Here is a 21,424-nt window from a genome sequence, read left to right as displayed (position 1 = left end):
AATATATGAGACAAGCGACTATATTCTATAAAGGGAAAGAAGCGGGTATACTAAAACAGCATGATAACGGAAGTTTTAGCTTCCGTTATCTTGACTCATGGTTAGCTGATCCGGAAAATCCTTCTATTAGTCTTACTCTGCCTCGATCTCAACCGGAATATCACTCTGAGTACCTATTCCCATTTTTTTATAATATGCTTCCCGAAGGTGCGAACAAACAAATCGTATGTCAGGCAAATCGATTGGATACCGATGATTACTTTGGGATTCTTATGAATACCGCTCGTTATGATACGGTAGGCGCAATCACTGTCAAAAAAATTAAAGAATCTAAATGAAAGTAGATTATTGCCCCGGAACCTTAGCCGAAGGATATAGTAGTTATAGCAGGACCTGTTTGAAACGGGTTTTTGATGGACGTAAGGTTTCCCACGTGCTGCCTTATGATGCGCCAAATTCTAACCCGCAAACCGATAAACTCTTTGAGGATAATCAAAAACGTATTTCTATTTCCGGAGTGCAGGAGAAGTTCTCTGTAATCCTGGAAAAAAATAAATTGCGCCTCATCCAAAAAGGTGAGCGAGGAACGTATATATTGAAACCCATTCCCACTGTCGGTAAGAAGCGTGACCAAATGCCTGCCAACGAGCATTTAACTATGCAGATCGCACGCCAGGTTTATAATATTGAAACCGCCGAAAATGCGCTTATCTTTTTTAAAAATGATGCTCCGGCGTATATTACTAAACGTTTTGATATAAACCCGGACGGTTCTAAAAAAGCCAAAGAAGATTTTGCCACCCTTGCCGGTAAAACTCCCCAAACACATGGTGAGCATTATAAATATGAATGTAATTACCTGGAATTATTCCAGTTGATGAAAAAATTCCTGCCGGCTTATCGCATTGAAACGCCTAAATTATATAAACTCCTGGTATTTAATTATTTGTTTTCCAATGGTGATGCCCACCTGAAAAACTTTGCCATTCTGGAAACACCTATGGGAGATCACCGGTTAAGTCCGGCGTACGACTTACTCAATACCCGTATCCATGTGGATGATAGTGATTTTGCCCTGGAAGAAGGATTATTGCCCAAAAGTATGGCCCAGACAACAATTGCAGGACAGTTCCAAATTCTGGCAGAACAAGTGGAGATAAAACCGAAACAGTTCAATGAGATCATGACAATTATGATGGAGAATTCTAAAGAAGTCATCAAACTAACCCAGGCATCCTTTTTGGAGGAATCCACAAAGCGAAATTATATTCAGGATTATGAATATCGATTGAAGCAACTGCAAAAAATAAATGCGTAACAGAGATTCAAAAAGTTGAACTATTTGTTCTCAAAGTTAAGATTAGCTGATTCCTAGAGACAGACACGTTATTTGCGATAAACCGATGTTAGCTATACGATGTTTTCGGGGAAAGGATCCGAAAGTTCAAAAAGGGTAAAATTAAGCGAAATCCATATAATTAAATTTAGAATTTTATACACTGCAATTCCTAGATTCAATTCCCATACTTCCCCTGAGCATAAAAGCTAAACTTAAACTATCTAATATTGATCAAAAATATACTTAACAGTATATGTATCAGGAAAATAATTACAAATAAAAACCTTAAATTTATTGGAAATAAGTTTTAGATGGATGAAAATTTTAAATCCTGGTTGATTCGTGAAGAAGGAAAACTGGAGATAACAGGTTACAGTTATTCCCGGGCTATCCATAAACTTTCCGAGCATTACAGTCAATATACCGGTAGACCAACAGATATTCATGCCAAAGACCTGAAAGAGGTTGAAAAGATCAAAAATTGCTATGAAAGCGATGGAAGATTTTCAGAAATGGGACATCAAAGTCATGGTCTCTATAGAGCAGCTATCAAAGCATTTTACAGGTACAAACTCCTACATCCCAAACCCTTGCTACTCATAGGAAATCCAATCTCAAAAGGGTAAGAATTCGTAAAAATAAACACAAAAGGAAAAATCTTACTCAAAAAGTTATAGCATTTCTGAAAAGCCTGTTCCCTCAAAAGGAAATTCGGAAAGTTGAATCCAATTCATTTATAGGTACAAAAAAACAGCTTACAAATCATTTGACTCCTTTATTGGATATTTGGGAAAAGGAGGTTCATGCACAATATCTTAAGGAAAATTCATGTTGTCAGCGTTGCAAAAGTATGGAGTTCCCCGAGGTAATTGAAAAAGAAACAATCAACAAAAGAAAACTCCTAAAAAGTATCTTGAACCAATATTCCGAAAACAAAAAGCAATCCTTCCCGATCAATCCACTAAAAACGAATTTTAAAAACCAAGTCTCCCACCCTGATAGGTTGATGGTCCTTTGTCGCACCTGTAAGAAAAAAGAAGAAGACAGGAAAATAGAACGCTATCCTCACGAGATGCCGCCAATTATGAGAAAGAAGCCACCGGAATTACGGTATTAAAAAATATTGCGCTTTTATTAAATTTTCAAAAACGTAACCTCACAACTCTTACAAAGCCGCTTCTCTTGCACATATTCATTGATGTCATACCATCCGCCGGTTTTCTGCCAGATATCAAGACCGCGCCCCAGGATGATCTTCCAGCCATTGTCCAATGCGATATAGCGGTCGTGTATGTAATTATCGAATTCATAGGTTAAAATAATTCCCATGCTTTCTACAGAATATGCCATACTATCAAATGCTTCTGTAGTGGTTTCCAGATATTCTTCATCACAGGTAGTAACCAAATGAAGCTTGACTTCGGTATCCGATTCTTTTTTATCTGCAAGCAACTTATAGCCACTCTAACTTCCCTTGTAAAAAACCTGGAAAAAACCAACCAAACCAAAGACTTCCAGATTATACTTCAAAAGAAAAATAACATCCTCCAGCAGCAACAGCTCACCGCTTTAAAACTTCAAAAAAGTAACTCTGAAACTTTGAAATGGATATTAACACTTATTGGTTTTTTTAGTGCAGGTTATTTAATCGGAAACCTATAGGGATCGATACAAATACGGGAACCCTGAATCTATTACTCCTTACTGCCCGCAACCGGTTGAAAAATGAAAATTCTGATTTCAATTATTGAAACCAACACTTGTCAAAACCCATAACTAATTTTAGAATAAGGCTTACTATTAATGATTAGCTCACAATCTGACGAACGTTTTATAAAGTTATCCAGTTTATCTTTCTCTACTTTTTCAGGACTTGCAAATAGTTCTTTTAAATTAGGCAGGTCGGCTAGTTTTAAGACTCCATCACAACTTACCTGTGTAGAGCCAAGATGAAGGAACTTTAGCGACTGAAGCTTTAGTAGTGTATTAATAGACTTATCTGTAATATCAAGATTTACCAGCCTAAGTTCTCCTATATAATCCATTTCCAAAAGGCATGGAATTCCGTCATCGTCAATAGAAGTACTATCCAGATCCAATCTTTCTATTCGTTTGATTCTGGAAGTGATAAAGCAAAGCTCCTCGTTGGTCAAATATTCATCCCTGAAGCTTAAATGCTCAACTTCATATGGAATGTTATTTAATCCAAACGAAAATTTAGTTTTCCAGAATCGTTTTTCTTCCTTCCCGAACTTCATTTAAAAATTAGATTAATCAAAATTTGGAATCTCAGGCTCCCAAAGGGATCAACTCCAGCTTAGTCCTTCTTAATTTCAAATTCACCCATGCTAGTAGGTGTTTTTTAATGTTCTTTTTAAAGATAATAAAATCGAATTAAAGTTAATTCATTGAATATATTTTGATCCAAACTTACCAATTGGACAATAGATAAGATCCACTTGGCACTCCCAGCCAAAAAGTTACCGGCTAAAGACTAAAGACTACCAACTAACCAACCCGGCGAGACGGCTCTCTCGCTTCGCACCGCCGTCCGCCTAAAATATTTAAAACAAGTTGCATGAAAAAAGGTCTGGAGCAATCCCCACAGCTTGTCCCGAATTCACTAAATAACAAAATGTCATCTCCGCGGAGGCGGAGATCTCAAATTATTTCTCCAGCTGTTCGTCATCTCCGCAGCTTATCCCGAATTCACTTCGGTAAAGGCGGAGATCTCTATGTAACTCCAAAATTCCTATTCTTCCCCACTCTTCATAAATTGCAAATTCAAATATGGCTAAATATCAAATTATAGTGCCGATTTAAATTATAATTAGAAAAATAAAAATCTCAGTCCTTTCAAATCGGATAACTATACATTCATAAATGCACTTATTTTAGCATTCGGAATATCTGGATTTGCTCCTTCTTCTGAAGCAACCAAAGCTCCTACCGCACACGCAAAATTCAAGGCCTGCTGAGGCTCTTCATCTTGAAGTAATTTGGCTAAAAGAGAAGCCAGGAAGGAATCTCCTGCCCCCACAGTATCCTTCACTTCTATTTTGAACCCGCTGTTATAATATAATTTTTCATCTTTCAATAAAACTGCCCCGTGCCGGCCCTTTGTCACACAAATATCCCTGGTGTTGGTCTTTTCGGCGAGAAAGTGAATATTTTGTTCTAGGGAATGAAATGGAGACCCCAACATTTCGGCGATTTCGAAGAGCTCGTCGTCATTGAATTTAATGAAATTAGCTTTTTCCATTAGCGCAATTAGTAAATTTTTATCAAAGTATGGAGGACGTAAATTAATATCAAACACTTTATATTTCGCAACTTCCAATAAGTCAAATAAAGTACTTCGACTTATTTCATCACGACAAACTAAACTCCCGAAAATAAAAATATTACTATCTGATACAGAGGTATTCATAGCCTCTGAAACCTCTATTTTATCCCAGGCAGCAGGATAATCAATCTCATAGGTAGCTGAACCACTTTCAGAAAGCGTTACATGTACTAACCCGGTTGGGTAATCTTCTTTAGTTGTAATATTTTTTGTAGAAATGTTCTTTTCCTGAAGACAGCCCATTATTTTATTTCCTCTTTCATCATTCCCTATACTACTTATCATTTCGGTTTGTACCCCCAGGCTACTTAACCGGGAAGCGACATTTAAAGGTGCCCCTCCTATGCGTTCCCCATCGGGGAACACATCAAAGAGAACTTCACCAAAACAAACTGCTCTATTATTTGCCATTTTTTCAACTAATCATTTATTTAAAAGGAATCTTTGCAATTTTTCTATTCTGAATCTACTTTGTTAAGTTCAAGAGACTTTATGAATTCCCCTTCTTTGGAAGAATGAATGCGAAGTTCATCAAACGGAGTACCGGGGAAAACAAGGAAGGTAATTACACGTTCCCCGCTATTAACAAAAACCTCCACTGAGGACTTATCCACCCAAATTTCTAAATCCAACTCATTATTCTCCGGTAGCACGTACGGAACCCGAATATTATTATTGTTGAGATTATTAAAATCAAATCCGGCATCACTACGATCTATGAAAATTTCAGAAGCTCCTTTATCATATTGAAGCGTCACCCCGGAAGTCCTATTTCCATAGGAAATTTGGGCAGTATTTACTTCTGAAAAATCTAATTTAGTTTTCAACTTAAAACTTCCTCCTTTAACAACCGGATTATCCTGAATCTCCACACCGGTTGATTTAAATTCTACCAAGTCAGTAGTTACCACTGAATTCATCTCTTCCGCAGGTCTACTTATGATCAGATCCTCGTCCTGAGATAATTTAAGCCTTCGTGGCAAAGTCATTGCGCTTCTCCACGCTTTGGTAGGAACATCCTGTGCGTATGCCCAATTACTCATCCATCCAATAAACAGGTTCCTACCATTAGGCTCATTGCTCCAGGTTACCCCGGCGTAATTATCCGGGCCGTGATCAAGCCATTTAGTTTCTGTTTGATTGGTCTGAAAAGTTTTCCCATCGAAAGACCCAAGAAAATACTGGGTTCCGGAGCCTCCATTAGGTCCTCCTGGATTGATACTTACCAGCAGTGCCCATTTCTCATCGCCATTTTCATTTTCCACCATAAAAAGGTCTGGACATTCCCATACCCCTCCATGAGCTCCCAATCCCTGACCAAAACTTTGCAGAAATTTCCATTCCTTAAGATTAGGAGAAGAATAAAACAAGATCTCCTGGCCAGCAGCTACTACCATTATCCACTGCTGAGTGTCATCATGCCAAATCACCTTTGGATCCCGGAAATCTGTCTTCTCTTCATTAACCAGTACGGGATTTCCCTCATACTTATCCCAGGTACGCCCCCGGTCATTACTAAATGCCAGACTTTGGTATTGCTCATTCGTCTCGGGATTCTGATGTGTGAAAATAGAAACTAATACATCTTCTTCGCCGGTTTTGAATCCAGTCGTATTATGCGTGTCAACAACCGCACTTCCGGAAAATATATTTCCTAAATTATCAGGATATAATGCCACCGGCAGTTCTTCCCAGTTTACAAGATCATTACTTACGGCATGACCCCAATGCATTGGTCCCCAAACATTCGCGTTTGGGTTGTATTGAAAAAACAAATGGTATTCTCCCTTATAATAGACCATTCCATTCGGATCGTTCATCCAGTTCTCTTCAGGAGTAAAATGATACTCCGGTCTGTAATTGCTATCACCCACTGTAACCACTGAAGGTTCATTCAAATCATCTTCATTGGAACACCCTATTATAATTAATGAGAGTATCAGTATTATTAAACCATTTTTTTTGATCATGCCTTTTTATAATTTTATTGCACCCTCAAATAGTCAAGTGCATTTTTGGTGATTACTTCTATATTATCCTGATATTGATTTTCTCCATTATTTTGATTCCACTCAAAGGAACCTAATCCTATCCCGATTGCAGTACCATCGAACTCATCATTTGGAAGTGTTTCGAAAATTCCCATCATATAATAATCGGCAATTCCATCCCAGGTACCTAGAATATTTAAATTACTTTCCTCACTAATTGCTGCATAGGCAGCTTCATCTCCATTACCAAAACCATAATAAGAGGGTAGGTCCACAAATACATAATTATGATCTTCTTTCCAGCCCGGGCCGATAAGTGGAATAATTTTACGTCCATCCACATTACTGGGATTCAAGCCTTCATAAAGCGGATGGGAAGATTTGTCATGAACCCGGCCAATATTAACATTTACTCCCCAGGTGTCTGGATTGTCAAATCCTTCGCCGGCGCCTATTACCGTACCGAAATTGGTGGTCATACGTCCTATAGTCCATAGATAGGGAACGGCATGTGTATTAAGTAAGAGCGCCCCTCCGTTTTTATGGAATTCAGTAATTGCAGAAACCACTTCTGCACTAGTAGCTTCAGCCGGAAGTCCCGGATTATTATCAGATTTATCATAATGCCACCACAGTACTCTGAATTCGCTTAGATCGAGGCCTTCCTCTATATCTGAAAATTGGATATATTCAGCATCAGGATAGTTCTCAAACAGCCAGGCTGCAGAAGCTGCTTCATCGTCATCATTAATAGAAGATATATCTGGAGCAGTTCCAAGGTAACCTATTTTAGTAGTGCCCACGGTGAAGTTAAGGTATTTGGAAGGAGATGAATTTCCGTCTGCATCCATCGCATTTATTTGAAAACGATAAGTACCGTATTCTTCATTTTCATAAGTATAGGAGGTGGCATCTGCCGGTAGATTAATTTCTTCGGAATTGACTCTTAATCGAATACCTGAAATATTTTCATCAGGCAAAGTCCAACTTAAATTCACGTTGGTCCCTTCCTGTACTCCTCTAAAGTTTGTAACAGCTTGAGGTCCCTCCCTGAATAAGCTTACTGTTTCTCCTAATGAATAATTACCATTATCATCGTGTAACTTTACTGTAAAATAATAATCCGTATTTACGTCAATAATCCCATATTCAAACTCACTAACCGAAGTATTAATATTTTCAATACCACCATTATAATTTACCCGAGTTGTAAGGTTCCCTTCGTATGATGGTTGCTCCCAGGTTACCTTAGCAGTATCTCCTACTAATTCTACTTGGAGATTCTCCACTTTAGGAATCGTGGATTTAGCTCCTTGGTCAATTTCCCTGTCGTAGGTACAAGAAGTAACAACTCCTAGAATAACCGTTATAAGGGCAAATCTCTTTATTCTGTTATAGTTGATCATAATTAAAGTTTTTTAGTACCCTGCATTTTGAACATATACATCTTGACTGAAGTTAATCTGTGCCTGTGGAATAGGTAGATATTCTTCACGACCCTCATCAAAAAAGGCTCCATCGTAATAACTTATCTCTTCCGCCTCTTCCTCGTAGTACCTGTTAAGAGTTTCACCTGCAATCCCCCATCTTACAAGATCAAAAAATCTATTTCCTTCCATGGCAAGTTCCAGTCTTCGTTCCCAGCGTAAAGCCTCTCGCGCAACTTCCGGTGTCCAATTAACGTTGTCTCCATCTATATAAGGTCTAATCGCTGAATTGGTTGCATACGACGATATTAGGGAAGTACTCTGTGCTGCTCTTTCTCTAACCTCATTTATTAAAGGTAAAGCTTCATTGTGGCGGCCGATTTCAATTAAAGCTTCAGCCCTCATCAATAATACATCCGCATAACGGATTTCAATTCGATTTTTTGAATTTCCGTAAAAGGGATCTATGTTTACCAGGTATTCTGAATCTGCTGTAACATTCTCTTTTAAAGAGGCAGTATAACCATATGTACTTGGAGACCTAACCCAGTCTTCTCTATAAATATCCTCATTATCATACTTCCATGGTAATCCTGGGATAGCCACGGTATGATACAATCTGGGGTCTACATCATAATTATCTAAATTATTAAAATCGACATTGGTATCATTATAGCTCGAAAAAAGTGGTATACCCTCCTCGCTAACCTTAAATGCATTTACGAGGTTTTGACTGGGCTTATGAAAATCACAACACCCAATTCCCTGGGGTGTTGCTAGAACATCTGAATAATTCAGTCTACCATGAAGCGTCCCATCATTGTTAGAAAATTGAATAGAAAAAACCGCTTCAGTTCCATTCTCATAACTTCCCGGAAGAAAATTATGTGCAAAATCTGCTTCTAACTGATGCTGCCCAATCACTTGATCTGTAGCATCTAAAACCTGCTGTAGGGTTTGTTGATTAATATTTATAACGTTATGACTCTCATCTTGTTCATAAGCCTGATAGAGCCTTGTTTTCGCCAAATATGCATAGGCTGCCGTTTTATCCGCACGGCCAACTTCCGGCTGTTCTATTGGAAGACCTTCTGCTGCGGCTTCAAAATCAGTAGCGATGGCATTCCATAATTCATCATTACTTAAAAATCTATTCGAAATAGTTCCGTATTCCTCAACGGGAATGTCTTCTGTAATGTATGGCACATATTTGTACATGATTTTAAGCATGAAATAAAAATGGCCCCTTAAAAATTTCATTTCTGAAATCCGTGATTGCTTATCCGGGAACTCAGCCTCATCAATTTGATTTAAAGCAGCCAAAGCCTTATTAACCCTGGAGATAGCAATAAAACTGTTATACCAGAAGGCATCCAATTCTCCAAAATCTGGTCGAATATTTTCTGAGACTTCAAAAAAGTGAAATACTTGAATATCATTTGTACCACTACCTCCTTTATAGGCATCATCAGAACGTACATTCCCATATGGCCATAGGCTAAAAGGAATATCATAATGATCATTTCCCAGGGCAGCATAAGCTGATGTTACGAAGCCATCGATATTTTCAGGAGTCACCAATTGATCCTCTGATAAAACTGCATAAGGTTCCTCCTCCAGAAAATCTGAACAGGCTGAGGAGATCGTCAGAACCACTATGCCTAGTAAATATTTTAATTTCTTCATGATTAAGATTTTTTATTAAAGTGATAAGTTTAAACCTAGAGTTAGCGTAAGAGGCTGGGGATAACCCCATCCGGCATTTTCAGGATCAACCCCTGTAAAATCAGATGAAGTTATCATGAGTAAATTTTGACCACTCACGTAAAATCTGGCATTGCTGAATTTTAGTCTTTCAAGGAGATCTTCCGAAAGACTATATCCTACCTGTAGATTTCTAAGCTTTAGATATTGTCCATTCTCTACAAAATAGGTTGAAAAGCGGGATTCGGCATTTCTGTCTGTGGTAGTTAAGGCCGGAATAGAGGAATTGGAATTCTCCGGGGTCCAGGCATCCAAAAGTCGGGTGCCCTTATTCGACCCTACATCATCCACACTCCAGAAGTCTGTTTGGAATTTTCGACTATTTACTACATCAACCCTTCCAACTCCTTGCCAGAATGAGGTAAAGTCAAAGTTCTTATAACCTAAGGTGAAATTAAACCCGTAACTGAAATCGGGATGTGGCACTCCAATCCATGTTCGGTCATCATCTGTAATAACTCCGTCCCCATCTAAATCGCGATATCTGATACGGCCAAGACCTTTCCCTTGTTGTTCCGCAGAATTGAGCACCTCCTCTTCTGTAGAAAATATACCATCAGCAACATAACCGTACATTGAATTTATAGGCCTACCTAAGATATTATCCTCACCTCCATCTCCACCATAATTATTCTGAACTTCCTCTGGAAGATAAGTGATTTCATTTCTGTTCATTGAAATATTGGCTGAAATTTCATAACTGAAATCCCCTTCTGTTTTATCCCTGTAGGTCAATGCAAATTCCCAACCTTCATTTTCCATAGAAGCTCCATTCACCCATCTGTTTCCACCTTCACCAATTGTTCCTAAATAAGGAGGAAGTACTAGTATATCTTCAGTTTCTTTAAAGTAATATTCAATATTTCCAAATAGTTTATACCCAAAAAAACCAAAATCAAGTCCAACATTGGTTTGAGTAGTAGTTTCCCATTTCAGGTTGTCGTTCCCAATTTGAATGCCCCTGAAACCCGATGGCAATAAACCGGAACCTGCGCCTGTCAGGTCGTAAGCCGTTCCATAAGATGTTCCCCAGGTGGGATCCCCACCCGCATAATCTGATACGTATAAAGAATAAATAGCATTATTATCAATTTCCTGATTACCAGTTTGCCCCCATCCTAGACGAAGTTTTAAATCCGATAAAAATGAATAATTGTCTTGTATAAAGTTCTCTTCACTTATTCGCCAACCCGCAGAAAAGGCAGGAAAAGTTCCAAAACGATTATTTTCCCCAAATCTTGAAGAGCCATCACGTCGCAAAGTAGCAGAAAAGAGGTATTTTCGATCAAAGACGTAATCTAACTTACCGAAGAATGACAGTAAGCTATATGAAGTAGCAGAACCGCCATTATAGGCTTCTCCACTACCAGCATCCGGATACATATATTCCGGAGTTTCGAGTATAAAACCCTCTCTCCTTAAATTAATATTTTTATAATCATCCCTGAACATCTCTGTACCGGCAAGTAAGCTGAAATCATGGTCTTCCAGATTAAATTCATAAGTAGCTGTATTCGTCCAGGTCCATTTTAGACTTCTCCAGTCCTCAACATTTACCGCTGTCTCATTATTTTGTAAATAACCAGATTTATAACTTCTCTGAAGAGATCGTTTATAAAAATTGCTATAGTCCAAACCAAAATTCGTCCTTAAATGCAGATCTTCTATAATCTCTAAATCTGCAAAGGCATTTCCAAATACCCTATGATAATCATAACCATTGTCTTTATTATATTCCAATAAACGAACAGGATTTTGTCTGTCATTCATTCCTCCAACTGGTCCTCCCCAACCTTCTCCATCTACAGTTCGAACAGGAATAATTGGAGATGCTTTTAATGCAAGGTCAAGAACACCTGGATTAGTAACTTCGTGGGTTTTATTGAATGTAAAGTTTTCCCCTATTTCTAATCGCTCATCAAAGAATTTATAACTGCTATTCATCCGTGCCGAGATTCTGTTAAATTCCGTTGTCTTTACGATCCCTTCATTGTCATAATAGCCCAGGGAAAAAAGATAATTCCCTTTTTCGGTTCCATTAGTAACCGATAAATCATAGGATTGAGCAAAGCCTGTTTGGGAAATCTCATCAAACCAATCAGTATCTGAAGACCTTAAGGTCTGTTCCTCATCCAGGTATTCGGGCACAATTATATTGTTAAGTACCGCCTCACCATTATTATTATAATCCCAGTCAAACTGATATCTCAAATTATTAGTATTAGGATCTATACCATCGTTCACCTGTGATTGCCATAAAACCCGTCCATATTGCTCAGCGTTAAGAACTTCCTGCCGGTTGGCATAGGTGGAAGAAGACAAGTAGGTATTAAGATTAACCTGCATTCTTCCTTCTTTTCCCTTTTTAGTGGTAACTATAATTACCCCGTTAGATGCCCTTGAACCATAAATACTGGCAGAAGCGGCATCTTTTAAAACCTGAATAGATTCAATATCATTGGGATTCAACTCGTGCATACCAGCTTTAGTAGGGACTCCGTCAATTACATACAATGGGTCTGTATTGTTAAGAGTACCAACTCCACGGATTACAACCTGGGTATTAGATCCACTAGGAGAACCATCTGAAGTTATTTGAACTCCGGGAAGTCTTCCTTGCAAACCTCTTACGGGGTTTGGTTCTGGCTGTTTATTCAACTCATCCATATCAACTACAGAGACGGCCCCGGTTATATCAGTTCTCCTTTGAGATGTATATCCGGTTACAACAATATCTTCTAATTGCTCTGCATCCATAATTAACGAAACATCAATACTTGTTTGTCCATTCACTTCTATTCTTTGGGCCTGAAAACCCAAATAGCTGAAAACTAAAACACTTTGTGCATCAACATTTTCAATTGAATAATTTCCATCAAAGTCAGTTATTACACCTTTGGTGGTACCTTCCACCTGAATGGATACACCCGGCAAAGGCATTTGGTCATCCTGGGAAATTACTGTTCCCGAAATGTCTATTTCTTGTGCCCATACAGAAAGGGGTAAGAAAAAAAAGATTAATAGCTTATAATTCATGTGTTAGGATTTAATTTATTTGATTTATCTGAAGGTTTTCAAGGGTAAATTTATTATCGCCTTCAGCAGAAAAGTTATTAAAGGCCTGCTGCGGAAAAAAGATTTCGGTCATAACCGTGTGACCACCATCAAAGAAAAGTTCAATAGACATATTGTCTATTATTGCCCGAACTTCGAGATTTTCGGCATCCGAAAATCTTGGAGCAGTAGAAATCTTATTGGCAAAATTTTCGTTGAAATCCACTAATCCGGAATTACTTCTATCGATAAAGAATTCTTCCTTCCCGTGGTCGTAACCAAACTTCAAAACATCACCTTTTTCATTGCTAAGAGAGAATGTGTATTTCTTCTCCTGCAATTCTGGGATTTCAAAAAGTATTTCAGCTTGGCTTAAATCCAGATCTGCTGACGTAGCCAGGCTGGTGCTGTCCTTAATCTCTACCGAACTTTCTGAAATTCCTTCAGTACTATATTTTTCAAGTTCACGTACCGGCGTTGAAACAATTCGGTATGTATTCTCCTGTTGTGTAAGCTTAAGATCCCGTGGAAGGGTCATGGCACTCCTCCAGGTTTCGGTAGGAACTTCATTGGCGTATTGCCAGTTAGACATCCAGCCGATAAAAAGGTGGCGACCATCCTCTTCCGGAATATTTGACCAGGTTACCCCGGCATAATTATCTTTTCCGAAGTCTAACCAATAGTTGTGCTCTTCTCCCATGTTGGCAATAGATTCATCGGGAGTAAAAGTGGAACCATCAAAATCTCCAACAAAATACTGCGTGGCAGAGCCGCCGTTTGGTCCACCGGGATTAATGCTTACCAAAAGCACCCATTTTTCTTCATCGGTGTTATCTACTTCCATTTTGAAAAGATCTGGGCACTCCCAAACTCCGCCGTGGCCTCCCAGGTCCTGTCCGAAATCGCTTTCGTGTTCCCAATCTAGAAGGTTAGGAGATGAAAAAAAACTGATTCGATCCTGAACTGCCAGGGACATAATCCATTTATTTTCTTCTTCATACCAAATCACCTTAGGATCCCTGAAATCCCTGATTCCAGGATTACCCAGAACAGGATTATCTTCATATTTGGTCCAGGTTTCACCAGCGTCCAGGCTATAGCCGATTCCCTGGGTTTGAAAATCATCTTCTCCCTCCTGCTCTCTTTCAGCATTGTGATAGGTGAAAATCGCAATAACCGGCGGGGTTTCCCCGTCTCCCAGACCGGAAGTATTATCGTGGTCTACAACCGCACTACCCGAAAAAATAGTTCCGTTTTCATCGGGTTCCAGGGCAATAGGCTGCTCTTCCCAGTTTATCATATCGGTACTGGTGGCATGACCCCAGTGCATAGGCCCCCAAACATTATCATCGGGATTATGCTGAAAAAAGAGATGATAAGTCCCGTCGAGGTAAAACATCCCGTTAGGATCATTCATCCATCCAGATTTTGGTGTGAAATGGAAATCGGGACGAAAATCTTCGTCGGCCTGTACTACTGTATCATTTTCTGAGGGAGACTTCCCGGTCTCGCGATTTTTGCAAGACGTGAAGAGCATGCCTCCCAGGAAAAAGAAAAGTAAGCTTTGATAAATATATTTCATGATTTCTGCTTTGATTATTGATTTTTATATGAAAGTTCCCCGTTATCTTTTAATGCCAGTTCTTCGCTTAATTCTTCCAGAGATTTACCTTTGGTTTCCGGCATCATAAAGATCACAAAGAGAAGCTGTAGCACCATCATAAAGGCGAAAAATGCAAATACGTAACCCGCTCCAATAGTGGAAAACAGGAACGGTATAAGCGAAGGAATTATGGCCGCCAGCACCCAATGTGTTGAAGAGCCGAAAGCTTGTCCCGATGCCCGTAAATGATTCGGAAAAATTTCTGAAATAAAAACCCAAATCACTGCTCCCTGGCCAATGGCGTGTGCCGCAATAAACAGGAAGAGGAATATAGGCACCCAAAGTCCACCCCAATTAAGGAAAAATGCGGCTGCCACCAGTGAGAGAGAAATAATATAACCTATCGAACCTAAAAACATTAATTGCTTTCTCCCAAGCTTGTCTATTAAAAAAACTCCTAATAATGTAAACAGCAGGTTCACCACCCCTATTCCAATACTGCTTAATAAAGCTGTACTTGCACCAAGGCCGGCTTCTTCGAAAATTCTGGGTGCATAATAAAGGAAAGCATTTATCCCGGAAAGCTGGTTGAAAAAAGCCACCAAGAATGCCAAAATGAGCGGAAACCGATATTTTTTCATAAAAATGTTCTCTCCCGAAACTTTAGTCTCTGACTGCTGTTTTATTTCCTGCATTTTCGTCTCCAGGTCTGTATCGGGGTTTATCGACTGCAAAATATCAGCTGCTTCGGAATTTCTTGATCTGGAGATAAGCCACCTTGGGCTTTTGGGAATAAAAAGCACAAAAAGGAAGTAAATAAAAGCAGGAACTGCTTCAATTCCAACCATCCATCGCCAGGGTTCCTCCCCGGTATTTCTTAGTAAATAGTTAGAAAGAAAAGCGATTAAAATCCCTAAAACAATATTGAACTGGTACATAGAAACCAGCCTGCCTCGGTGTTTTGCGGGTGCTATTTCAGAAATATAAGTGGGAGCCGCAATAGTAGAAGCCCCAACCCCTAAACCACCAATAAACCGTAAAGCAGCAAAAGTGATAGGATCATTAGCAAGCGCCGATCCAAGTGCCGAAATAAAATAAAGCACTCCTATTATTAAAAGAGTATTTTTCCTTCCGAATTTATTGGTGGGAATCCCGCCAAAAATTGCTCCTACTACTGTTCCCCATAAGGCCATAGCCATTACTACCGAACCGTGGAAGGCATCGGAGGTCCCCCAAAGTGCCTGAAGTTGTTTATCGGCCCCGGAAATCACCACGGTATCAAATCCGAATAAAAAACCGGCTAAAGCTGCACTTATCGACCAGGCAAATATCTTGTTCATATCTCAATTTATTATCGTGATTACTAAAGTATATTTAAAATGACCCGGGAAATTCTAAGATCTAATCAAAAAGTTATAAAATCGTTAAGGAAGAGCAAATAAGCTTATAACTAACTGGATTAAAGCTGTTTATATCTTAGATTAAAAATTAACGATAACGTTATAGTTATAAATTTGATACACACTTTCCATTTTTGTTACCTTATATCAATAGAATTAAAAGGTAAAAAGTAACATTTTCTTAACTTCTATATTGTTTTGGAGAAACTCCGTATTTATTCTTGAAAGAAGTGGAGAAATATCCGGGAGAAGAATAACCTAATTGATAAGCAATTTCAGAAATATTCAGACTAGAATCCTGAAGCAAATTTTTAGCTTTAGCCAGTTTTTGGGAATTTATATATTCACTAATGCTTATTCCTAATATGGCCTTTACTTTTCGGTAAAGCTGAACCCTGGAAATGTGAAGTTGCTGGGCGAGGTCTTCAACGCTAAAATTGGGTTGGGCAATATTTTTTTCAATTAATGAATTTAAATCTTTGAGAAAATTCTGTTCAGAGGTGTTGAATTCTTCATCCTTAACCTCATCGATTTTATTGGTGTAGTAATACCGTAATTTTTCTCTGTTATATAACACTGAAATAATTGATTGCTCAAGAACTTCAAAATTAAAAGGTTTGGTAATATACATATCGGCACCCGCTTTCAGGGCTTTTAAACGGGATTCTTCGTCACTAAGCGCTGTTAAAATGAGCGTGGGAATATGGGAAGTTCGTAAATCGTTTTTAAGTTCGTGACATATTTCAAAACCGGATTTTTCAGGTAAATTCAGATCACAGATTATCACATCGGGAATTATTTCCAGGGCCTTTTCTATTCCGTCGGTACCGTCCGATAAATATACCCTGAAAAAAGGATGAAATTTTTTATATAAAAGTTGGGAAAGATCAGAATTATCTTCAATAATCAAAAGACACTCCTTGTTCTCATCTTCTACCGGTATAGGGAATTCAAGATTTTCAATTTCCTCATTAAGGATCGAATCCCCCTGGCCTGTTTTTAAGGATAATTCCTTTTCAGACACCTCATAATCTGTAAGGTGATCTTTACCTTTCTGCAGTGACACCTTAAATTCAGCACCTTGACGGGAAGTCACACTAATCTGTCCCTTATGTAATTCAACAAACTGCTTAGTGATATAAAGGCCCAGTCCCGAACTAACTTTTCCATTATTGGTAGCTTGGGTAAAAGGATCAAAGATGCGATGATATTCCTCCTTAGGAATCCCCAGTCCTGAATCTTTAATAGTGATCTCAAAAAGCTTTTCAGTTTCAGAAAGCTTAATAGAAATATTCCCGTTTTTGGGGGTAAATCTAAATGCATTCGAGAGAAGATTAAAAAAAACCTTATCCATCATATCCCTGTCTATATAAGCAACAGGATCTTTAACATTGGATGTAAGTTCAAGTGTAATAGATTTTCTTAGCGCTTCACTTTTGAAATCGGAATAAATACTTTCAATGAAATCGTGGAGATTTGTTCTTACCGGTTTTAATCTGAATGAATCACCTTCCAGTTTCCTAAAATCCAGCAATTCATTTATCAATCTTAATAAACGTTTGGAATTATTGATTATTAACTTGGTTTCATAATCAAAAGCTTTCAGACTCCCGGAAGAATTTTTCGCGATATTCTCTATAGAACTGGTAATTAAAGTAAGCGGTGTTTTGAATTCATGGGAAAGTGCGGTAAAAAAATTGATCTTACTTTCGTTAGATTCTTTTAGTTTCTGAGCAAAATCTTCGATTTGGTTTCTCTGCACTATAATTTTCTGGTTGTTCAACTCCAGCCTTTTCTTGCTTTTCTTGTTTTTATATAGAAGGTAAATACTCCAAAGCATTAGGAAAAAGAGAATAGCCGCCAGACCCATCATAATTTTCACAAGATTGTTCTGGGAATTATAGGTAGCAATTTGCTCTTTAATGGTGTATTGTTGGCGCGCAATATCGTTCTGTTGTTGGTTAATTTTATCAAATTGATTCTGCATTATCCCAACATTCACTGAATCGATAACCACAGTTCGCAAAATATTATTTTTGCCAACGCTGTCCCCGTCTAAAATTTGTTGCGCTAGTTTTATAGCTTCTGCACCCCCCGTGGGATAAAGTATTGTGGCATCCAAAATTCCCTCCTTCACTAATTGAATTCCTCCACTTGGTCCAAAAAGACCATCCACCCCTATAATTTTTATTTGGTCCTCAAGGGAGTAGTCCCGCGCTACCTCCCAGGCCCCCAAGGCCATTCGATCATTATGAGCAAAGATAAAATCGGGAATTACTTCATCTTCAAAAAGTGCAGCTAAAGCACTGGTAATAGAAGATTTTTCCCAATCGCCCTTAATCCTATGGGTAATTTTAAAATCTTTGGTGGCGTTTATAATATCTCTAAAACCCTTACTCCTCTCATGAGCCGGAGATGACCCTTCGGCACCGGTAAGCTCAAAAATTTCAGCACCGCTTTCCTCGCCAGATAGGATATACCGGGCTGCATTTGAACCAATTTCAAAATTATCGGCACCTAGATAGGCCGTATAATTACTGCCTTCAATCTTTCGGTCTATAATTATAGTGGGAATCCCGGCAACCATGGCCTTATCAATTACCGGAGTTATTGGTACGGACTGGATGGGAGAAACAATAAGGATATCTACCCCGGCTTCTATGAATTTTTCAATTTGTTCAATTTGCTTCTCAACATTGTTTCCGGCATCGCTTATTTCAAGTTCAATCTCAGGATGCATTGAGGCTTCCACCTGCATGGATCTATTCATTTGTTTCCGCCAATTATCGGTAGTCATGGCCTGGGAAAAGCCTATGGAATATTTCTGATTTTGGCTTTTATTATCGGTACAGGAAATTGAAAGGAAAAACAAGGCTATTAAAACAACCTTAAAAACATACTTCATATTAAACGGATATAAAATTAAATCAAAAACCAGCTCCCACGAAAAGCCGTAAGATAGAATTGAAAGGTATTGAATTTAATTTTTTTATAACAATTAAAATACATCCCTCTCAAATACGCTGATTTCAATGCGAAAAATAAAAAACAATCTCCCCCATTTAATTTATCAAATAATTTAAATTAAAACCACATTCCCGGCGAGACGGCTCTCTCGCTTCGCACCGTCGTCCGCCTAAAATATTTGAAACAAGTTGCATGAAAAAAGGTCTGGAGCAATCCCGACCTTTTTATTTGAATAAAAAAAGTAGTGCTACCAGTATATAATTAAGCAGCACTACTTATCATCAACCCCTAAATTAAAACTTAAGAATTATCATCTATTGTGGCATCGGGAGCATTCTTTTTTACCGATGCGATTCCGTTTTCCATAGCAGATACGCTAGTATACACCTCGCTGGTGCCTATTACCTGGCCATTGGTCGACTTCAGGTTAAATTTATGACCTGTGGATGTTTCTTTGCGTTCAAAGCGATCATCAGACTGGGAATTGGTACGAACAGATTCTATCCCATTCATACACGAAGGTTTTGCTTTGTAGCCTTCACTGCTTAAAATAACCTGGCCATTTCCGGCCTTTAGGTTAAAACGGAATTCCCCCGCTTTGTCTTTTTTAATCTCAAATTTACCCATAGTAGTAATTGGTTTTTAATATTCTTTTTAAAGATAATAAAATTGAGTAAATTAAAATCATTGCCAATGCTTTGATCCAAACTTACCAATTAGACTGTAGACTAAATCCGCTTCATATTCGCAACCAAAAAAAGCTACCGGCTAAAGACTACCAACTAACCAATCCGGCAAAACGGTTCTCTCGCTTCGCACCGCCGTCCGTCTGAATTTAGAAAAAAAAAATAAGCTTCCTTTAAAATACAACTATAACCCTACCTTATAAAAACTTACCTCTATACGGGGGATAAATTGTGTTAATTCTGTATTTTGGAGGGCACATCCTCGGAATCGAAAAAAACACAACAAGAATTACCATCACGAACAAAAATTATATAAAATGGATAAAACCCCTGAACAAAATCTAAAGGACCTTTCAATTACCTTAAATGAAGTTTCACAACCCATTGCAAGCTATGTAAACTGCGTACGAACAGGAAATTTATTATTCCTTTCAGGTAAAGGACCAATTAAAAAAGATAAAACCTATGTGACAGGAAAAGTAGGAAAAGACTTGACTGTTGAACAAGGAAATGAAGCTGCTCGATTAGTGGCAATTGATCATATTGCAGTTTTAAAAGACGAATTGAGAGACTTGAGTAAAGTAAAACGGATCGTGAAAGCTTTCGGTATGGTAAATTGCACCAGTGATTTCGTTGACCAGGCGAAGGTGATTAATGGATATAGCGATTTAATGTTTTCTGTTTTTGGTGAAAAAGGTCGACACGCAAGAAGTGCAGTAAGTATGCATACCTTGCCTCTGAATTTTGCCGTAGAAGTTGAATTAATCGTTGAAATTGAAGATTAAAATGAACATAAAGACTTATATAATTGACGCATTTACAACTGAGCTTTTCAAGGGAAATCAAGCAGCTGTTTGTTTACTTGAAAATGAACTGGATGAAACAACAATGCTCAATATAGCCAGGGAATTTGGGTTTTCGGAAACGGCTTTTGTTATAAAGCAAAACACAGCTTCCTTTTCCATTCGCTACTTTTCACCAGTAAAAGAAATTCCATTATGCGGACACGCTACTTTGGCTTCCTCCAAAGCAATTTTTACAGAGTTTAAAGAACTGTCCAGAATCATTTTCCAAACCCATTTTGGAGACACCCTGGAAATAAGTCAGACCAATGGAAAAATTGAAATGAAATTTCCTTTACACCAAATAGAGCCTACTGAGTATAATAATGAAATAAGAAAAGCTCTTGGATTAAATGAAATCTACAATTCCGGATATAATACATTTCACAATATGCTATTGCTGGAAATAGAAAGCAGCAGGGAACTCGAAAACCTACAGCCGAACTTTTCCGTCTTGCGTAATACTAAAACATCTCTAAGCGGAGTGCTTGTAACGGCAAAGTCTGTACGTGAAGACTTTGACTATGAATATCGATATTTCTTCCCCTGGTCTGGAGCAGATGAAGACCCTGTAACAGGTGGAGTTCAAAGTTTCTTGGCAAAATATTGGTCCGACAAACTAAAAAAAACAAAGATGAAAGCTTTTCAATGCTCAAAACGCACAGGAAGTATGGATGTTGAATTACTAGAAAATTCAGTACTAATTAGAAGTAATGCAGTCATATTTACATCAGGTATTTTGAACCTGACTTAATAAAAAAATAAAAACACTGCTAATAGAATAAAGGGCTCTGCCTATTCATTAATTTTCCAAATGAGTATTTTCCAAGAATTGATCAATACAGACCATTCCCAAACCACCATCATCATTCGTTTAATGGTAGGTGTGGTTTTTCTTTCAGAAGGCATTCAAAAATTCCTGTTTCCTACCATGCGTGGCCCTGGCTGGTTGCGGAGTCTGTTTAGGTCATCAAAGGAGCTGGTAAATGGTCGATGGACTTGATA

Annotated in this window: 17 protein-coding genes; 6 read left to right on the top strand and 11 right to left on the bottom strand. The window is 38.3% G+C overall.

Translation table 11 applies throughout. From position 1 onward, the window contains the following. Positions 1 to 5 precede the first annotated feature (5 nt). The 3 genes from BUW93_RS13660 to BUW93_RS13650 all read left to right on the top strand — a co-directional run bounded on the left by BUW93_RS13660 (position 6) and on the right by BUW93_RS13650 (position 1,965). Complete coding sequence (locus tag BUW93_RS13660) at positions 6 to 338, top strand: HipA N-terminal domain-containing protein (protein ID WP_081212295.1); 333 nt, start codon at positions 6 to 8, stop codon at positions 336 to 338. After that, positions 335 to 1,318, top strand: coding sequence for a type II toxin-antitoxin system HipA family toxin (locus BUW93_RS13655; protein ID WP_081212294.1), 984 nt, complete (start codon positions 335 to 337; stop codon positions 1,316 to 1,318). Before BUW93_RS13660 ends, BUW93_RS13655 begins: the two co-directional genes overlap by 4 nt. A 332-nt stretch (positions 1,319 to 1,650) precedes the next feature. Then, complete coding sequence (locus BUW93_RS13650; RefSeq protein WP_081212293.1) at positions 1,651 to 1,965, top strand: hypothetical protein; 315 nt, start codon at positions 1,651 to 1,653, stop codon at positions 1,963 to 1,965. 508 nt (positions 1,966 to 2,473) lie between these two features. Here BUW93_RS13650 and BUW93_RS13640 read toward each other — a convergent pair. The 11 genes from BUW93_RS13640 to BUW93_RS13585 all read right to left on the bottom strand — a co-directional run bounded on the left by BUW93_RS13640 (position 2,474) and on the right by BUW93_RS13585 (position 19,518). Further along, on the bottom strand, positions 2,474 to 2,791 hold the full coding sequence (locus BUW93_RS13640; protein ID WP_081212291.1) for an MIT C-terminal domain-containing protein: 318 nt from the start codon (positions 2,789 to 2,791) through the stop codon (positions 2,474 to 2,476). Between the two features lie 311 nt (positions 2,792 to 3,102). Then, complete coding sequence (locus BUW93_RS13630) at positions 3,103 to 3,597, bottom strand: hypothetical protein (protein WP_081212289.1); 495 nt, start codon at positions 3,595 to 3,597, stop codon at positions 3,103 to 3,105. 611 nt (positions 3,598 to 4,208) lie between these two features. Continuing rightward, complete coding sequence (locus tag BUW93_RS13625; RefSeq protein WP_081212288.1) at positions 4,209 to 5,096, bottom strand: carbohydrate kinase family protein; 888 nt, start codon at positions 5,094 to 5,096, stop codon at positions 4,209 to 4,211. 44 nt (positions 5,097 to 5,140) lie between these two features. After that, complete coding sequence (locus tag BUW93_RS13620) at positions 5,141 to 6,655, bottom strand: glycoside hydrolase family 32 protein (RefSeq protein WP_081212287.1); 1,515 nt, start codon at positions 6,653 to 6,655, stop codon at positions 5,141 to 5,143. 14 nt (positions 6,656 to 6,669) lie between these two features. Then, positions 6,670 to 8,082, bottom strand: coding sequence for a DUF4960 domain-containing protein (locus BUW93_RS13615; RefSeq protein ID WP_081212286.1), 1,413 nt, complete (start codon positions 8,080 to 8,082; stop codon positions 6,670 to 6,672). A 12-nt stretch (positions 8,083 to 8,094) separates the two neighbouring features. Further along, complete coding sequence (locus BUW93_RS13610; protein WP_081212285.1) at positions 8,095 to 9,789, bottom strand: RagB/SusD family nutrient uptake outer membrane protein; 1,695 nt, start codon at positions 9,787 to 9,789, stop codon at positions 8,095 to 8,097. A gap of 15 nt (positions 9,790 to 9,804) precedes the next feature. After that, on the bottom strand, positions 9,805 to 12,903 hold the full coding sequence (locus BUW93_RS13605; protein WP_081212284.1) for a SusC/RagA family TonB-linked outer membrane protein: 3,099 nt from the start codon (positions 12,901 to 12,903) through the stop codon (positions 9,805 to 9,807). Positions 12,904 to 12,913: 10 nt separating this feature from the next. Continuing rightward, positions 12,914 to 14,503: a glycoside hydrolase family 32 protein gene (locus BUW93_RS13600; RefSeq protein WP_081212283.1), complete on the bottom strand. Its 1,590-nt coding sequence runs from the start codon at positions 14,501 to 14,503 to the stop codon at positions 12,914 to 12,916. A gap of 14 nt (positions 14,504 to 14,517) precedes the next feature. After that, entirely contained in the window at positions 14,518 to 15,864 is a 1,347-nt protein-coding gene (locus BUW93_RS13595) for a sugar porter family MFS transporter (protein ID WP_081212282.1), read from the bottom strand. A 241-nt stretch (positions 15,865 to 16,105) separates the two neighbouring features. Beyond that, complete coding sequence (locus tag BUW93_RS13590) at positions 16,106 to 18,829, bottom strand: substrate-binding domain-containing protein (RefSeq protein ID WP_081212281.1); 2,724 nt, start codon at positions 18,827 to 18,829, stop codon at positions 16,106 to 16,108. A gap of 362 nt (positions 18,830 to 19,191) precedes the next feature. Then, positions 19,192 to 19,518, bottom strand: coding sequence for a YegP family protein (locus BUW93_RS13585; RefSeq protein WP_081212280.1), 327 nt, complete (start codon positions 19,516 to 19,518; stop codon positions 19,192 to 19,194). A gap of 376 nt (positions 19,519 to 19,894) precedes the next feature. Here BUW93_RS13585 and BUW93_RS13580 point away from each other — a divergent pair, with 376 nt between their 5' ends. Genes BUW93_RS13580 through BUW93_RS15120 form a run of 3 tightly spaced genes read left to right on the top strand, consistent with a single transcriptional unit; the run spans position 19,895 to position 21,422 of the window. Further along, on the top strand, positions 19,895 to 20,362 hold the full coding sequence (locus BUW93_RS13580) for a RidA family protein (protein ID WP_081212279.1): 468 nt from the start codon (positions 19,895 to 19,897) through the stop codon (positions 20,360 to 20,362). A gap of 1 nt (position 20,363) precedes the next feature. Next, a complete protein-coding gene (locus BUW93_RS13575; RefSeq protein WP_081212324.1) occupies positions 20,364 to 21,173 on the top strand; it encodes a PhzF family phenazine biosynthesis protein in 810 nt (269 codons plus the stop codon). A gap of 60 nt (positions 21,174 to 21,233) precedes the next feature. After that, a complete protein-coding gene (locus BUW93_RS15120) occupies positions 21,234 to 21,422 on the top strand; it encodes a hypothetical protein (RefSeq protein WP_232778368.1) in 189 nt (62 codons plus the stop codon). Positions 21,423 to 21,424 lie beyond the last annotated feature (2 nt).

Origin of the sequence: Salegentibacter sediminis, from assembly GCF_002078605.1 — a bacterium.
GTDB lineage: Bacteria > Bacteroidota > Bacteroidia > Flavobacteriales > Flavobacteriaceae > Salegentibacter > Salegentibacter sediminis.
The sequence above is the reverse complement of the archived record's forward strand: the minus strand, read 5'-3'. Positions and strand labels throughout refer to the sequence as shown.

Coding starts and splice junctions, on each gene's coding strand:
- BUW93_RS13575 (WP_081212324.1), top strand. CDS start 20,364: ATGAACATAAAGACTTATATAATTGACGCATTTACAACTGAGCTTTTC.
- BUW93_RS13600 (WP_081212283.1), bottom strand. CDS start 14,503: ATGAAATATATTTATCAAAGCTTACTTTTCTTTTTCCTGGGAGGCATG.
- BUW93_RS13605 (WP_081212284.1), bottom strand. CDS start 12,903: ATGAATTATAAGCTATTAATCTTTTTTTTCTTACCCCTTTCTGTATGG.
- BUW93_RS13660 (WP_081212295.1), top strand. CDS start 6: ATGAGACAAGCGACTATATTCTATAAAGGGAAAGAAGCGGGTATACTA.
- BUW93_RS13625 (WP_081212288.1), bottom strand. CDS start 5,096: ATGGCAAATAATAGAGCAGTTTGTTTTGGTGAAGTTCTCTTTGATGTG.
- BUW93_RS13610 (WP_081212285.1), bottom strand. CDS start 9,789: ATGAAGAAATTAAAATATTTACTAGGCATAGTGGTTCTGACGATCTCC.
- BUW93_RS13630 (WP_081212289.1), bottom strand. CDS start 3,597: ATGAAGTTCGGGAAGGAAGAAAAACGATTCTGGAAAACTAAATTTTCG.
- BUW93_RS15120 (WP_232778368.1), top strand. CDS start 21,234: ATGAGTATTTTCCAAGAATTGATCAATACAGACCATTCCCAAACCACC.
- BUW93_RS13580 (WP_081212279.1), top strand. CDS start 19,895: ATGGATAAAACCCCTGAACAAAATCTAAAGGACCTTTCAATTACCTTA.
- BUW93_RS13595 (WP_081212282.1), bottom strand. CDS start 15,864: ATGAACAAGATATTTGCCTGGTCGATAAGTGCAGCTTTAGCCGGTTTT.
- BUW93_RS13650 (WP_081212293.1), top strand. CDS start 1,651: ATGGATGAAAATTTTAAATCCTGGTTGATTCGTGAAGAAGGAAAACTG.
- BUW93_RS13655 (WP_081212294.1), top strand. CDS start 335: ATGAAAGTAGATTATTGCCCCGGAACCTTAGCCGAAGGATATAGTAGT.
- BUW93_RS13590 (WP_081212281.1), bottom strand. CDS start 18,829: ATGAAGTATGTTTTTAAGGTTGTTTTAATAGCCTTGTTTTTCCTTTCA.
- BUW93_RS13620 (WP_081212287.1), bottom strand. CDS start 6,655: ATGATCAAAAAAAATGGTTTAATAATACTGATACTCTCATTAATTATA.
- BUW93_RS13615 (WP_081212286.1), bottom strand. CDS start 8,082: ATGATCAACTATAACAGAATAAAGAGATTTGCCCTTATAACGGTTATT.
- BUW93_RS13585 (WP_081212280.1), bottom strand. CDS start 19,518: ATGGGTAAATTTGAGATTAAAAAAGACAAAGCGGGGGAATTCCGTTTT.